The sequence below is a fragment of the Pseudomonas silesiensis genome, from assembly GCF_001661075.1.
GTDB lineage: Bacteria > Pseudomonadota > Gammaproteobacteria > Pseudomonadales > Pseudomonadaceae > Aquipseudomonas > Aquipseudomonas silesiensis.
This window is the reverse complement of sequence record NZ_CP014870.1, coordinates 5,388,129-5,403,656: the sequence shown is the minus strand read 5'-3', so window position 1 is coordinate 5,403,656 and position 15,528 is coordinate 5,388,129. Positions and strand designations below refer to the sequence as shown.

Genomic DNA, 15,528 nt, shown 5'->3' with positions numbered 1-15,528 from the left:
CGCCTTCGGCAAGAAAAACTCAGGGTTGCGGTTTCGCACCGGCCGCCGCCAGGGACGAACCCTCCACCGGGCGGCAATTTGAAGCGCTGCCCGGTTGCAGATATGGCGTCAGAATCGGCGCCATGCCCTTGAGCACCTGCACCGGCAACGCCGAAGTGAACTTGAACGCTTCGGCCGTGCGCCCGGGCACGAACGCGGTCATGGTGCCGAAGTGTGTATCGCCGATGAAGAACACGAAGGTCGCGGTGCGGTTGATCGATTTCGAGCTGAGAATCCGCCCGCCGGAACCGATGGCTTCGATGCGGTTGTCGCCGGTGCCGGTCTTGCCGCCCATGGCCAACGGTTTGCCATCGGGCGTGATGAAACTGCCGGAGACACGTTTGGCCGTGCCGGCGTCCACCACCTGCGACAAGGCTTCGCGCATGGCCGTGGCCACCTCGGACGGCATCACCCGTTTGCCGGCGTCCGGATTACTGATCAGCTTGGTTTCATACGGGGTGTTCGCCGCGAAGTGCAGGCTGTCGATGCGCAGTGTCGGCATCCGTACCCCGTCGTTGAGAATGGTGCCAATCAGTTCGGCCAACGCCGCCGGGCGATCGCCCGAGCTGCCGATGGCGGTGGCCAGTGACGGCACCAGGTGATCGAAGGGGTAGCCGACTTTCTGCCAGCGCTGGTGAATGTCGAGGAACGCTTCGATTTCCAGCATGGTGCGGATGCGACTGTCGCGGGCACCCTTGTGCCGGCTTTTGAACAGCCAGCTGTAGACTTCCTGGCGTTCGAACTGGCTGGCTTTGACGACCTGGCTGAACTTGGCGTCGGGATGATTCAACAGGTAGCCGATCAGCCACAAATCCAGCGGGTGCACCTTGGCAATGAAGCCCTGGTCCGGCAGGTCATAGGCGCCGGGCCCGTAACTCAGGTACAGCCGCTCAAGACGTTCGTCGGTGAGTTTTTCGGTGAGCTTGGCGCCTTTGAGGTGCGAGCGCACGAAGCTGTTGAAGCTTGCCTGGTCGGCCTGTGGGAATAGATAACGATGCACGGCGGCCATGCGAATCGGGGTCGGGCGCATGCCGTCAAGAAACGTCTCGAGCCGCGCGCGAGTGTCCTTGTTCTTGTACTTCTTCCAGAATTTCAGCAGGAACGAGGAGCCCTCTCGGTCAGCGAACGAGGCCAGGTATTCCTGTCGTCGCGGGTCGTGATCGTCCTTGAGCAGTTCGGCACTGTTGTTGGGACCTGAATAAGTGGTGTAGCGCACCACGTCACGCATCAGCCGAATGAACGGCAGGTTGATCGACTCACGCAGGGCATCGCGCAGCGTCGGAAGGCGGCCGTTGTCCTCCTTGCGGAAGTTGACGAAGGTGTGCAGCCCGCCACCGGTGAAAAAAGCTTCCCCGGGGCTTGCGGAGTATTTGCGGTCGAGCGCGGCGCCGAGCATGGCCGACAGATTGCGGTCTTTATTCTGGATCAGGTAATCGACCGCCCAGCGACTCAGGCGATCCTGGTCCGGGACATCGACTTTCTTCAATTCCGGGACGCTCATCGTGGCGTATTTATCGTGCAGTTCGGCAATGATCTGCAGATAAGTGGTGAGCACGCGCATTTTTGCCGTGGAGCCCAGTTCCAGCTTGCTGCCTTCGTTGATGTCGAACGGCTGGTCGGTGCTGTCGGTCTGCACCCGCACCCGCGAACCGTCCGGTGTCAGCTCGAACAGGGTGAAGCTGTAGCGCACCTGCGTGGTGCTGGTGGGGGTCAGCAGGCGTTCGCCGATCAAGCCGGTCTGTGCCGCGAACTCCGGGTCGGCCAGGCGCTTGAGGTACTCGGTGGCCTGGGTTTGCAGCTCGCCTTGCAAGGTACTGGTCGCCGACAGATCGAGGCGGTCGAGATCGTACAGCGGACGATTGAGCAATCCGGCCAGACGACTGCGCGCCACACTGATGCCCTTGTTGGTTTCGATCGGCTGGATAGTGGGTTGGGTCAGCCAGTCGCGGTAGGTCACCTGGCTGGCCAATGCCGCTTTCGCGAGGGGCGCATCGATCACGCCATTCTGGGCCAGCAGGCGAAGGTGGCTGTCGGTAAGGCTGGCCAATTCATCATGGCCCTTGGTCAGATAATGGGAAGGGCGGCGCTGGGCAATCATCAGTGACAGCATTTCACGCAGGGCCAGACCTTTTTCCGCCATGCTTTTCGGGTCTGTCGCGGCGCTGTTCAGCCGCTCGTTGGCCTCATTGAAGTCGGCGCCGTACCAGACGCGCAAACCTTCGGCCATGCCATGCACTTCACCGTGACCCGGTACGGCCGACAGGGGCACGCTGTTGAGGTAATCGCGAACCACTTTCTGCCGGGCCACGAGGGTATCCGGTCCGTCCTGATAGGCGCGCACGCTGGCGGAAATCATCTGGCGAATTTTTTCCGCGCCCGAAACGGTCAAGCCATCGGGCGAGTGCCGGTATTTCTCAAGTTGCGTCGCCAGGGTACTGCCCCCCGCCGACTGGCCCGGCAGGTGCAGCAATTTAGCGACCTGGGACCAGGCCGCCATGCCGAACCGAGGCCAATCCACCGCGGGGTTGGCCTGGGGCTGACGGGGGTCGAGCAGGAAACGGTTTTCAATGAATAGCAGGCTGTTCACCACCACTGGCGGGATCGCCTCAAAGCTTGAGTACAGTTGTTGCGGGTAGTTGTACTGGTAAAGCGGCGCCGCACGGCAATCGGTGATCGACAATCCAGCTTGAATCTTCTCTGGATAGGGCACGAAAAAGCCTTTGTCGCTGTAGTTCATCAGCGCATCGGAAAAGCGGGTCTGCGAGGCAATCACGTAGTCGCGCTTGAGCAGCCGTGGCAGGAACTCATCCAGCGAGCTGTAGCCCAGACGCAGGTCGAACGGGCCTGCGCCAGGGTAGTGAATGGCGTTGCTGGGGCCGGGTTGCATGCCGTATGTCAGGGACGCGGCAAATTTGCTGACTTCCCGGGATTGAAATTTCGAGGTGCGCATTTCCTTGGCGGCAGCCAACCCCACGACAATCGCGATAATTAGCAGCAACAACCAAAATGCCCCCCAGCCGTGCCGGGAACGACCAGGTTTTTCAGGTAAAGGCGCTTCATCCACTCGTTCAGTCGGAACCACAGTTTTACTCGAATCGGTTTGCCATAAAACACCCATAGTCGACTGATCCATTCCCGCAGATTGATCTGACTTGATTGAAGCTTAGACGGTGGTTGGCGTTGGTGAAAAAATTGTGAGCGTTGTCGATTTTTTTCGATCCGGCGCGTGGGGGAAAAAGGCGGGGGCCGGCGTCGGGATCGAAACGTGGAGGTCACGAGGGAGGCGTTGCCGGCTCGACAACGACTGGATAGCCTTCGTTCGACATTCTGTTTGGCAAACAATCAATATTCAAGTCCAACGGGGATGCTGCTGGCGTCAATCATCAGTCAAAAAACGGATGAATAATATTTGGTAATCATCCAGGACTGTCTGTCTCGGCAAGGAGGGTATTTACTCGAATTACTTTTTTTACATCAAGGATGATGTTATGGCTGATCAGTCCACTTCAATAAAAAATGCCGGTCCGGCGTCCGTCGACACCCTCAACGCGAGGGGTGATCAATATCTGGAAATCATCAAGGCGGCAACGCCTCCGGCACTGTTGAATATGTCGAAGCATAATCACGCCACGTTGAAAAGTTTTACCCCCGCTTTGCCCGATTGGTTGAGGATCGCTTCGCAAGAGCAGCGCGCCGAAGCAAGGCGACTTGTCGAGGCGAGTGTGACTGCGCATACGGCACTGAGCGAAGCGATGGCGGGAATGACGGAGCTTGTTGAATTTGCCGAACCGCTGCTGAAGAAAAAAATCAGTGACGTGTTTGGGATGGAGCTTGATGTCAATGGTACGCGCGTCAGACTCACTGAGTCGCAGGGGTTTTTAGCAAGGAAGTCCCGATATCTCAGTCTTTTGGAGGCGGCCCTTCACAACTTCGGTAGATCGGAACGCTTTTTGGATTCTGAAACCTACGCCTATAGGGTTGACTCCGTTTCATCGAAGATTGCGCTCGATGTTGAGCGTTTCGCCAAGTTGTGCCGGGAACTGGACATCGGCAAGCAGTATCAGGCACACATAAAGAATAGTTTGAAATGGGATGATGCGGCCGCACAAGACAAACTACGCGAAGTGTTCGTCAGCTGTCAAAAAGCCGCTTTGAAAGCGTCAACGTATATCGCTCTGCGCAAAGGCGATATTGAACTGAAGCACCAACGCGCCATTCTGCAAATTATTTCCGGGAGCAAGACAGTACGCGTCGACGGGAAACCTGTGTGGTGTCGCGGGTTGAGTTTCATGAGGATGCCGTTGCACGGCTGTATCGTTTTCGAAATGGCCGACCCGAATAACGATAATATTCTAGAAAACGCCCTGGATAAACTTTGGCCAACAGTCGATGGTCAATCCAAAGGCGATTTCATTGCCTACATTCCCGATGATCCCGATCACCCAGTGAAACATTACGCAACGGTCGCCGAGTTCAAAGCTCGCCTGATCAGCCAGTTCGTACAAAAAAATGCGGGCGACTCACCGGGCGCCCCCACTGTCTATCAACGGTTCTTCAGCCGTTTCGTACGACATAAGGGCCGGGCGAAGTATTTCTACAGTTTCACCGAACAAGTTCCGACCCCTGCGCAAGAGGCGCGTCGTCACATTCACTATATCGAGCGTCGTCAAAAGGAGGCGCCTGATTTTCTGCTGCAGTTCAGAGTACTGGATCCGTCGGGAGAGCCTTGGCAACAGCATTTTGATATCTGGAGCACGCTTTACCAGGAGTTCCGGGACGGGCTGTTACGGGATGCCCGCAGCCAGGCAGTTTCCACAGAGGATGCGGATGCCAATGAGCGCCGGGTGTTGATCGCCGATCTGTTGGACAGTGGCCTGACAGCCCTTAATCTGCTCTCCTTTGCAGTTCCGCCCTTGGGCGCGGTGATGCTGGGTGTCGCGGCTGTACAGCTGATGTATGAGGTTGTGGAGGGGCTTGACGACCTCAGTCTGGGTGATAAAGAAGCCGGTTGGCAGCATATTACTGATGTGTTGCAGAACATTAGAGCTGGTGCAGAGACCGCTCCGGTGTTCGCCCTTGTACATCCGGATTTCATCCCGATAGAACTCACCAACGGGGGGAAGCGCCTGTGGAAACCTGACCTTTGCCCTTACCGCAGTGAAGTGTCTCTGGAGGGCATCGAACCCAATTCCCGAGGGCAGTACCCGATTGCCGACAGGCATTATGTAAGGATTGACGGCGATCTCTTTGAGACGCGCCTTGATCCGTTGACGGGTCAATGGAGAGTCGCACACCCGACCAACGCGGCAGTCTATCAGCCGGTGCTTGAGGAAAGCAGCAGAGGCGTCTGGCGCCACACGCTGGACAAGCATGTGAGTGGAGCGGCGTTGGAAAACTCTGGCACTGACACCCCTCATGCCCTGAGGGATAAAGACCCTGTCGGCGAATCGATGACTCGGAGCGAGGATCCATTTGACCCTTCATCTGCGACATTCGAGGGGTTCAGCAATATCACCTATGTCCGGTATGCCACTCAGGAGTCAGTGATTGCTGGATTGAGCCCCGTAAAAGGCATTTATCGAAGCCTCGACGGACAACGGTTTTATATCCGCAATATCGATGAGTCGGGCACGACAGCGGTCTATCGGATCAGAGACTCGTTCAATCTCACTGCCGACACAGTGGATGTCAATGTCGTTGATCCTGGCAATGACGCCTATTCGCCTCTGTGGCTGTGGCGGGCCGGGCCTGATCAATGGCAGCCACTGTCCTTGAAAGGCGGCGCCAGCGAACGCAGGCTCATCAAGACAGCGGATGTTCGGGATTGGAACCGCTTGCCAGCTCAAAGCCGGCAAAAAATAACCTTGAACTCATTTGCCAAGGAGCGCGGGCTCTTCCTTAAAACGTTGGAGCGTTATGTATTGGCGGATGGAACCATTACCGCTGAAGGCGCCGACTTCCTCGCCAGCGGCAACGGATCAAGAAACAAGGTCACCGCGGCACATCTGTCAGAGTGGGAGCGGCTGAGCGCGCGACAGCGTCATGAGTTGACGCGTGAAGGGTTCGCCAACCGCCACCGGCTCGACACCGAGTCGTTCATGAAACATGTGAAGCAGGATGGCACGCTCGACCTGGCAGGAAAGGCGCTCGCAGGAAAGCGATTCAACAGAATCACCGAAGAACATCTGCAGGACTGGTACACCCTGGCTCAATTGCCGGATAACGACATTGCGATGATGGACTACGTTGAGCGAAACAACCTTAATCCTTTGCTCTGGGAGCGCTATGTAAAGCCCAATGGGAATTTTACAGTGGCTGGCAATAATGTACTGGTACTCGGGCTCGATGAGTTCACGCCTGTTACCAATGAACATCTGAAAAGATGGTGGGATATTTATCACGACCCTGACGTTGGCATCGGGATGAACAATTTCCTTGAGTTTAGCAAGATTGATCCATTGGAATGGGCGCATTACGTCAACGAAGACGGGCGTTTCACTCCATCCGGGACCGATCGACTCATATTTGGGGATTTCGACGAATCTGCATCGGTAAATCGCGCGAATGCGACGTCACCCAAGCCCCCAATGGCGCGCAAGTCCTTACGAAGGCGTGTTGGCGACAAGCGCACTGCAGAGGACGACGCGGCCGAGCATAATAAGCGTCGCCGCCTCGATGACCGCGCGACGGTGTCCGGTTCTACCATGGGCGAACATTCGCCTCAATTTGGTCATCAAATCGACAACAGGTTACCGATTCTGCAGGATCCGAACGATGTCACTCGCAGCCTCACTTTGTCGGCAGAAGGGCCGGAAGGCGTGGGTGGCCCGCCAGCAAACATCAACGAAATCGAGGTGACGTACTGGAATAGATTACTTGATGATATCGAGCCTGCCATCGAACGGTTGGAATGGGCGGACGCCATCGTTGCGGAGGTGCGCGACTGGATCAGAAACGAAGACAATCTGGCTTTCCGGTTCGATCAATTGCTGAAGGTTGAAAAGCTCAAGGCCGGGCCGGAAAGAGGTTTGTCGGTGGTGGCCAATCGTGATATCCGTCGCTTCGAAGTACTGGGCCCGTATTCTGGCAAGTTGCACCGTGGCAATTCAACGCTGACTAAAGAACTTAATAACAAAGGTTACAAGGCTGTCGAAAGTTTCTCGTTTTCCACGTTCTCCAATGATGGAACCTTGAGTGCCCATGGTAGCGGTAATGTCCTGAGCCTGGTTAACAGCTATTATACCCGTGGCGAGCCTTTTGGACATGAAAACGTGGCCACGATCAATGTGGGCCGATACATGACCTTCTTTGTTGCCTGGCAAGACATACAAAAGGGCGAAGAGTTACTTCTTGATTATGGTCCAACTTATAAATGGGACTGATGACGCAGGCATTCTCTGAAGGCTCGGCTGATATCAGTTGACCTGACAGGCCTGTAAACACTGTTGCGGCATACGTGCAGTGAACGCGATTACAAGTTTCGTACCTCTCCCCAGCGCATCGTTCACCCGGTCTACAAGCCGGGTGAACATGACGATGCACCATTACCGTGCAATACTGCGCGCCCGTTTCCTCGGCGAATAATCCTACGTAAACCAGGTAATGCCCCTCCGCAAACCGCGGCTTTCCCGAGAGTTCTCGCTGAATGTTGTGGTTTATAGAGTGAAAACCCCTGTCGGAAGCTTTTTATACTGCACGCCCCGCGGATCTTGCAGGTTTGACCCTGCAAGACGGTTCTGCTCACGAAGCAGGTCCGGTTTCAAACAAGCAATGGCTCACCGGCCAGCGCTTGGAGGCTCGGTGGTCATATCCAATAACAAGACGAGGTTGAACCCCTATGCCAGTCGGCAATCACCTGCCCCACGGCGAGACCGCTCAGGGCGGCCCGCTTAAACGCGAACTCGGCGAACGGCATATTCGCTTGATGGCGCTCGGTGCCTGTATTGGCGTCGGCCTGTTCCTCGGTTCGGCCAAGGCCATCGAAATGGCCGGCCCGGCCATCATGCTGTCCTACATCATCGGCGGTCTGGCGATCCTGGTGATCATGCGCGCCCTCGGCGAGATGGCGGTGCATAACCCGGTCGCCGGCTCCTTCAGCCGTTATGCCCAAGACTACCTCGGCCCCTTGGCGGGCTTCCTCACCGGCTGGAACTACTGGTTCCTGTGGCTGGTGACCTGCGTCGCGGAAATCACGGCGGTGGCGGTGTACATGGGCGTCTGGTTCCCCGACGTGCCGCGCTGGATCTGGGCGCTCGCGGCGTTGATCAGCATGGGCTCGATCAACCTGATCGCGGTGAAAGCCTTCGGTGAGTTCGAGTTCTGGTTCGCCCTGATCAAGATCGTCACCATCGTTGCGATGGTGATCGGCGGTATCGGTGTGATCGCGTTCGGCTTCGGCAACGACGGCGTGGCACTGGGGATTTCCAACCTCTGGGCCCATGGCGGTTTCATGCCCAACGGCGTGCAAGGCGTGTTGATGTCCCTGCAAATGGTGATGTTCGCCTACCTCGGCGTCGAGATGATCGGCCTGACCGCCGGTGAAGCGAAGAACCCGCAGAAGACCATTCCCAACGCGATCGGCTCGGTGTTCTGGCGGATTCTGCTGTTCTACGTCGGCGCGCTGTTCGTGATCCTGTCGATCTACCCGTGGAACGAAATCGGCACTCAGGGCAGCCCGTTCGTGATGACCTTCGAGCGTCTGGGCATCAAGACAGCCGCCGGCATCATCAACTTCGTGGTGATCACTGCCGCTCTGTCGTCCTGCAACGGCGGCATCTTCAGTACCGGGCGCATGCTCTACAGCCTGGCGCAGAACGGCCAGGCCCCGGCCGGTTTTGCCACGACCTCCAGCAACGGCGTGCCGCGCCGTGCGCTGCTGCTGTCGATCGGTGCCTTGCTGCTGGGTGTGCTGCTCAACTACCTGGTGCCGGAGAAGGTCTTCGTCTGGGTCACCGCGATTGCCACCTTCGGCGCGATCTGGACCTGGGTGATGATCCTGCTGGCCCAGCTCAAGTTCCGCCAAGGCCTGAGCGCCAGCGAACGTGCCGGCCTGAAATACAAAATGTGGCTGTTCCCGGTCAGCTCATACCTGGCGCTGGCGTTCCTGGTGCTGGTGGTCGGGCTGATGGCGTACTTCCCGGATACTCGCGTGGCACTCTACGTGGGACCTGCGTTCCTGGTGTTGCTGACGGTGTTGTTCTACGTGTTCAAGCTGCAACCGACCAATGTGTCGCAAGGCGCGGTGCGTTCGGCTTCCTGAGTCGTAATGCATGAAATGCAAAAAGCCCCGATCGAGAGATCGGGGCTTTTTGCATTCAAGGAGGATCAAAAGGTCGCAGCCTGCGGCAGCCCTGCAAACGCAGGCTGCAATCATTGACCCGGCAACCGCTGGTCCGAAAGAACGTCAGGCCTGTGATTTCTGACAGTAGACAGGCTCAAAGCTTTATGACGTGAAACGGAGGGGCACCATGAGGCTCTCATGGAAAGGATTTTCCAGTTACACGGTGGTCGGGGTCGCCAATACGCTGATCCACTGGCAGATTTTCTTCCTGCTGAGTGAGGCCGCCGGCTTCAGTCAGGCCCTGAGCAACCTGGCAGCCTTCTGCGTTGCCGCCTCGTTTTCCTTCTACATGAACGCGTTGTACACCTTCGATACCAGGGCGTCGGTCGGCGGTTATCTTCTATTCTTGGGAGCCATGGGGGCCCTGAGTCTGGCCATCGGCCATGCCGGTGACGTGTGGCGGTTTCATGGCCTGCTGACAGTGGCCCTGTTTTCGGTCTTGAGCCTGGTGCTGGGTTTCCTGTTTTCGAAATACGTGGTGTTTCGCGAGCGTGAGCAATGAAAATCTCGTTGATCGTCCCGGTATTCAATGAGGAACAGGCGATCGACCTGTTTTATCAAGCGGTGCGGCGTGAGTTGCAACTGGAACAGGTCGAGTTCGAGATCGTGTTCATCAACGATGGCAGTTCCGACCACACGGCCGAGCAGATCAAGGCGCTGGCGCGAACCGATGAGCAGGTATTGCTGATCAACTTCTCACGTAATTTCGGCAAGGAGCCGGCACTGTTCGCAGGCCTGGAATATGCCAGCGGCGATGCGGTGATCCCGATGGATGTTGACCTGCAGGATCCGATCAGCGTCGTCCCGCGGTTGATTGAACAATGGCAGAAGGGCGCCGATGTGGTGCTCGCCAAGCGCCGCGATCGCACCGCCGACGGCATCCTGAAACGCCTCAGCGCGGCGCTGTTCTACCAGGTGCTCAACCGGATCGCTTACACCCGGATCGAAGAAAACGTCGGTGATTTCCGACTCATGGACCGCAAGGTGGTCGATGTGATTCGCGCACTGCCGGAACATCAGTTGTTCATGAAGGGGGTGCTGTCGTGGGCCGGGTTCACCACGGTGGTCGTGGAGTATGAGCGGGCCGGGCGAGTGGCGGGGCGCAGCAAGTTCAATGGTTGGAAACTGTGGAACCTGGCGCTGGAAGGCGTGACTTCCTTCAGCACGGTGCCGTTGCGTTTGTGGACCTATATCGGTGGCGGCATTTCGATCTTCGCGGTGCTCTACGCGGTGTACATGGTGCTGGATAAGATTTTCTTCGGAAACAGCGTCCCCGGTTATCCATCGTTGATGACCGCGATTCTGTTTCTCGGCGGCGTACAACTGATCGGCATCGGCATCCTCGGCGAGTACGTGGGCCGCATCTACATCGAAGCCAAGCATCGGCCGCGCTATGTGGTCAAGGACATCGTCGGCGGCAAAAACCGGCTCGGGCTTTAGCATGGGCCGGTTCAAGCGACTGGTCAGCGAAGAACTTGGAGGTCGCCAGGTCTGGTTGTTTTTTCTGCTCGCACTCCTGGTGTATGTCCTGCCGCTGATCCTCGCCGACTATCCGTATATCGACGATAACTGGCGTTCGCTCTCGGCGGGTATGGCCTGGGCGGAGCAGGGGCGATTGTTTACCGAACTGTTTTACAACCTGCTGACGTTCAGCAGCGGCGCGCCGTACATATTTCCATTGCCGCTGTTGATTGCCACGCTGGCCATGGCCGCGGCGCTGACCCGCCTGACATTTCATTACTACCCGCAGCCGACGCTTGCCTGCTGCCTGGTGGTGTTACCGCTCTGGTACAACCCCTTCTTTTTGCAAAACCTGTCCTATCAATACGACGCTCCCGCCATGACCTTGAGCCTGGTGGCGGTGATCTACGCGATCACCTTTCGGCACCCCTCGCGCATTGTGCAGTGGCTGGTGCCGTCCTTCCTGATTGCCCTGGCGCTAGGGCTGTATCAAGTGAGTTTCAATGTGTTTCTCGGGTTGTGTTGCCTGGAGGCACTCAAAGGCGCCAATGACAAACTGGCCTGGCCGCAGTGGTGCGGTCTGCTCGGCTGGAAACTGGCGCAGGCGATCCTTGGCTGCCTGATTTACGCCGTCAGCGCTTATCCGTTCATCCAATACAATCGTACGTCCTTGCTGAACTGGTCGGCGGAGCCGCTGCTGCAACTGCACATCAACATCGGCCGGGTGCTGGAGAAAGTCGTGCTGCTGTTTCATGGTGGATTGACCTGGGTGTTCGCCGGGTTGCTGCTGTGTGCCGTGGCCGGTGCGATTCGGCTGGGGTTCAAGGTCGCGGCGCGTCAGGACAGCCCGGGGAAGAATCTGCTGATCGGCCTGGTCTGTGTGCTGACAGTGCCGGCGCTGACTCTGCTGGTGTCGGGGATGGCGCTGTTTTTCCGCGATTTCAATGAAGGGGCCAGGACGCTGATGGGCTTCGCGGTCCTGTTGCTGCTGTTGTTCTATTTGAGCCACCTGGCGCTGGCACACATCCACGAGCGGCTGCCGTTGCTGCTGGTGATTCCCCTGTTGGCGATGCTGTCGTTGTCGTATGCCTACGGTCGGGTGCAGACGGTGCAAAAAGTCTTCGCTGCCAGCGCGGCATCCAGCATGGCGTACGACATTGCATCCCGTAAGGAATTGCGCGAGGCCAAGCGCATCTACCTGTCGGTGACCTATTCCGATCGCTGGCTGGTGGGCGCTGCAGGCTCGTTCAAGCAGATGCCGGTGTTGCACTACCTGCTGAACATCGACTTTTTGGTATTGGCGGAAAACCTGCCGAAACTGGGCATCACCAACGTGGTATCCGAGAGGGATCGACGCAACGCAACCAGGGTGGGGTATCAGGGTTACCCACCGTTCCTGGAGAATCAGTACTACCGGATTTATCTGCTGGGCGACTACGGTTTTATCGTCATGAAAGAGCCTGTGCCGACCATTAAAGTTCACTGGTAAATGATCACTCACCGGACCATTTGTCGGGATTAGCGGGTTACCTGTTATTTGTGACAGTAGACCGTTACCCCAGCATCACATAGTTTGAAAGGCGCCTGAAATAGGGATTTTTTGGAAGGTGCCGGCATGAAAGCTTTATGGAAAGGATTCTTTAGCTACACAATGATTGGAGTGGCTAATACGCTCATTCATTGGCAGATTTTTTTCGTGCTCACCACCGCTGCCCACCTCCGTCAGGCGGCCAGTAATTTAGCGGCATTTTGCGTCGCCGCATCGTTTTCCTTCTATGCGAATGCGCTTTATACGTTTGATACCGGGTTGTCGGTACGCCAATACCTGCTCTTTGTGGGATTTATGGGCGTATTGAGCTTCGGCGTCGGGCTCTTCGCTGATTGGTGGCAAATTCATGGGTTGCTGACAGTTGCTTCGTTTTCACTTCTAAGCCTGTTTTGCGGGTTCTTTTTCTCGAGGTTTGTCGTGTTTCGCGAGGGTGAGGCATGAAGATTTCGTTGGTTGTTCCGGTGCTCAATGAAGAGTTGGCTATCAGGCGTTTCTATCAGACAGTGCGTCAGGAGCCATCCTTGCGTAGTTACCAGATCGAGATCGTGTTCATCAACGATGGCAGCACGGACAGAACGGCGGATCTCACCCAAGCCATTACGCTGGTTGATAGCGACGTGTTGCTGATCAACTTCTCTCGCAACTTCGGCAAGGAGTCGGCGTTATTTGCAGGACTGGAATATGCCAGTGGCGATGTCGTCATCCCCATGGATGTGGACTTGCAAGACCCGATAGACGTCATACCACGTTTCATCAGCGAATGGGAGAACGGTGCGGAAGTGGTCTTGGCCAAGCGTCGCGATCGCTCGTCCGACAGCTATCTAAAACGTCAATGTGCGTCGATGTTCTACCACCTGCTGAACCAAATTGCCTACACCCGTATTGAAGAAAACGTCGGCGATTTTCGTTTGATGGATCGCAAAGTGGTGGATGTCATAAAGCAATTGCCGGAGCAGCAATTGTTCATGAAAGGTGTGTTGTCTTGGGCTGGGTTTAACAGCGTGACCATCGAATACGACCGTGCCCCACGTGCCGCCGGCCAGAGCAAGTTCAATGGCTGGAAGCTATGGAATCTGGCGCTGGAAGGCATTACCTCGTTCAGCACTGTGCCGTTGCGGGTGTGGAGCTATATCGGTGGTGCCATCTCGCTGCCGGCTCTGGTCTATGCGGCCTATATGATGCTGGACAAACTTCTGTATGGTAACGAAGTGCCAAGTTATCCGTCCCTGATTGCCACCGTTTTGTTTTTGGGGGGGGTGCAACTGATTGGCATCGGAATATTGGGGGAGTATATCGGTCGGATCTATTTGGAATCCAAACACCGCCCCAGGTATGTGATCAGAAGTATTGAGGCGCGCCCCCCTCAGCACGGCGAGCCGAGTTGTTTGAAAAGGAAAATTTAAAGATGAACCGTCACTGCGCAGACCGCATCGGATCATCGAGCCTGCTCATTGACACTGTTGGATTGATCGCGGTGGTCATCCTTGCTCTATTGATGCGATTTCATGCTATCACCATACCGGCCGTCTGGTATGACGAGGCTTTCAGTCTGCTGCTTGCCAGGGAAACACCGTGGGAGATTTGGCCGATTACTGCACGGGACGTTCATCCACCTCTTTACTATGTCTTGTTGCATTACTGGATGCTGTTGGTAGGTGATGATGTTTTGTCCGCTAGGTCCCTGAGTGTTCTGGCGGATGTTGGCACGTTATTGCTGAGCATTAAACTAATGAGCCTGGTGGCGACGCGAAGGGCGACCTGGATAGCTGCGTTGCTATTGGCATTGCTACCGATTTCGATTCGCTACAGTCAGGAAGTTCGGATGTACACCATGGTCAGCTTTTGGCTGATGGGCGCGACTGTGGCGCTGGTGTGCTGGGTCAAGGCCCCCGATAAAAAGCGTTTTGCTACTCTTTACGTGCTGCTGATGACGGCTGCTTTCTATACGCATTATTTCGCTGCTCTGTGTGTATTGGTGCATTGGCTGTTTTGGTTTCGAGTGCGCCATGTCCGGGCAGCGGTATTGCCCGTTCGTGCATGGGTATTGGCTAATAGTGCAATTGTCGTGCTGTTCCTGCCTTGGATGTCACACTTCATTCGACAATTGCAGAGGAGGGACGGTCTAGATTGGATACCGCCCCTTACATGGCAAACAGTGCTAAATACCGTTTGGCCGTTTACTGTGATGAACGATTCAGTGCCGGTGACATCTTGGTGGCGCGTGGTGCCGACACTATTAATCCTTGTTTGTGCAGCAACGCTACTGGTGAAAGACCCGAAAGAGCGCGGATACAACATTCTGCTAGTCGGCTATTTTTTTGTGCCAGTACTGATTGTTTATATACTCTCTTTGTGGGTTCCGATATTCAGCGCCAGATACCTGACGTTCGCGGCGGTCGGTTTGCCATTGATAGTTGCGGTGGCTTTGGATGCATGGGGAATACGTCGCCGCGTCCTCACCGTTGCTGCCATGTTTTTTTTTCTCGTGGGAGAAACGCAAGGACTATTAGCGGTTTATCAACAAACAGACGGATTGAATGGTACTGCCGTTCGCCGAGAGACCAGACTGGACATACTGGCGGCGAGAATTGCTCGAGAGGTCCGGCCGGATGACGAGATAGTTGTCGACGGTATGTTTTGGTATTTACCATTCAAGTATTACAACGCGACTGGCATCCAGCCAAGAATTTATGTTTATAGATACCCGACCGACGAATCCAGGGAACCCTACAGTTTTGGAGGTTGGGCTCTGGCCCTTCAGCGCGGGGCCGGAAGGTATTTCGATGATATTTCTACTTTAAAACTCAATGCCGGGAGGATCTGGTGGGTTACAGGCAAGGTCAACGCAAACCACGCCAGATTGTTTCCAAAACACTGGAAACAAACGTTGAGACTTGATGGGGGGGGAGTCGAAGCCAGTCTATTCATTCTCGATGCAGCACCAGCCCCTCTTGCGGCAGGACCCAAGCGGAGTGATTTCCCTGCGATGGCTTGCTGCGCATACTGGCGCGCAGACACCGACCGGGCAATCTTTTCCGGGGAGGTGCTTGGAATAAGGACCCCGTATGAAAGTCAAACTCGCCCAATTGCCGGTCCGTGACAATGACACGGCCTATAACGTCTTCGCGGGCAAGCCGGG

The 15,528-nt window shown here is 56.2% G+C and carries 9 protein-coding genes; 8 read left to right on the top strand and 1 reads right to left on the bottom strand.

Annotated elements, in window-relative coordinates; genetic code table 11:
• Positions 1 to 19: 19 nt before the first annotated feature.
• Positions 20 to 3,157: a transglycosylase domain-containing protein gene (locus PMA3_RS23975; protein WP_064679517.1), complete on the bottom strand. Its 3,138-nt coding sequence runs from the start codon at positions 3,155 to 3,157 to the stop codon at positions 20 to 22.
• Between the two features lie 370 nt (positions 3,158 to 3,527).
• Between PMA3_RS23975 and PMA3_RS23970 the strand changes: the two genes are divergently transcribed.
• The 8 genes from PMA3_RS23970 (at position 3,528) to PMA3_RS23935 (ending at position 15,489) form a co-directional block, all read left to right on the top strand.
• Positions 3,528 to 7,421 (top strand): SET domain-containing protein, encoded by a 3,894-nt coding sequence (locus tag PMA3_RS23970; protein ID WP_064679516.1) that lies wholly within the window; start codon positions 3,528 to 3,530, stop codon positions 7,419 to 7,421.
• A gap of 455 nt (positions 7,422 to 7,876) precedes the next feature.
• On the top strand, positions 7,877 to 9,298 hold the full coding sequence (locus PMA3_RS23965; protein WP_064679515.1) for an amino acid permease: 1,422 nt from the start codon (positions 7,877 to 7,879) through the stop codon (positions 9,296 to 9,298).
• A gap of 208 nt (positions 9,299 to 9,506) precedes the next feature.
• Positions 9,507 to 9,881, top strand: coding sequence for a GtrA family protein (locus PMA3_RS23960; protein ID WP_064679514.1), 375 nt, complete (start codon positions 9,507 to 9,509; stop codon positions 9,879 to 9,881).
• Positions 9,878 to 10,819 (top strand): glycosyltransferase family 2 protein, encoded by a 942-nt coding sequence (locus PMA3_RS23955; protein ID WP_064679513.1) that lies wholly within the window; start codon positions 9,878 to 9,880, stop codon positions 10,817 to 10,819. Before PMA3_RS23960 ends, PMA3_RS23955 begins: the two co-directional genes overlap by 4 nt.
• A gap of 1 nt (position 10,820) precedes the next feature.
• Positions 10,821 to 12,329, top strand: a complete 1,509-nt coding sequence (locus PMA3_RS23950; RefSeq protein WP_064679512.1) for a glucosyltransferase domain-containing protein — start codon at positions 10,821 to 10,823, stop codon at positions 12,327 to 12,329.
• A gap of 126 nt (positions 12,330 to 12,455) precedes the next feature.
• Positions 12,456 to 12,830 carry a GtrA family protein gene (locus tag PMA3_RS23945; protein WP_064679511.1) on the top strand — a complete coding sequence of 125 codons (375 nt, stop codon included), beginning with the start codon at positions 12,456 to 12,458 and terminating at the stop codon, positions 12,828 to 12,830.
• Positions 12,827 to 13,792: a glycosyltransferase family 2 protein gene (locus PMA3_RS23940; RefSeq protein WP_064679510.1), complete on the top strand. Its 966-nt coding sequence runs from the start codon at positions 12,827 to 12,829 to the stop codon at positions 13,790 to 13,792. Before PMA3_RS23945 ends, PMA3_RS23940 begins: the two co-directional genes overlap by 4 nt.
• On the top strand, positions 13,771 to 15,489 hold the full coding sequence (locus PMA3_RS23935) for a glycosyltransferase family 39 protein (RefSeq protein WP_420848538.1): 1,719 nt from the start codon (positions 13,771 to 13,773) through the stop codon (positions 15,487 to 15,489). Before PMA3_RS23940 ends, PMA3_RS23935 begins: the two co-directional genes overlap by 22 nt.
• Positions 15,490 to 15,528: the final 39 nt, after the last annotated feature.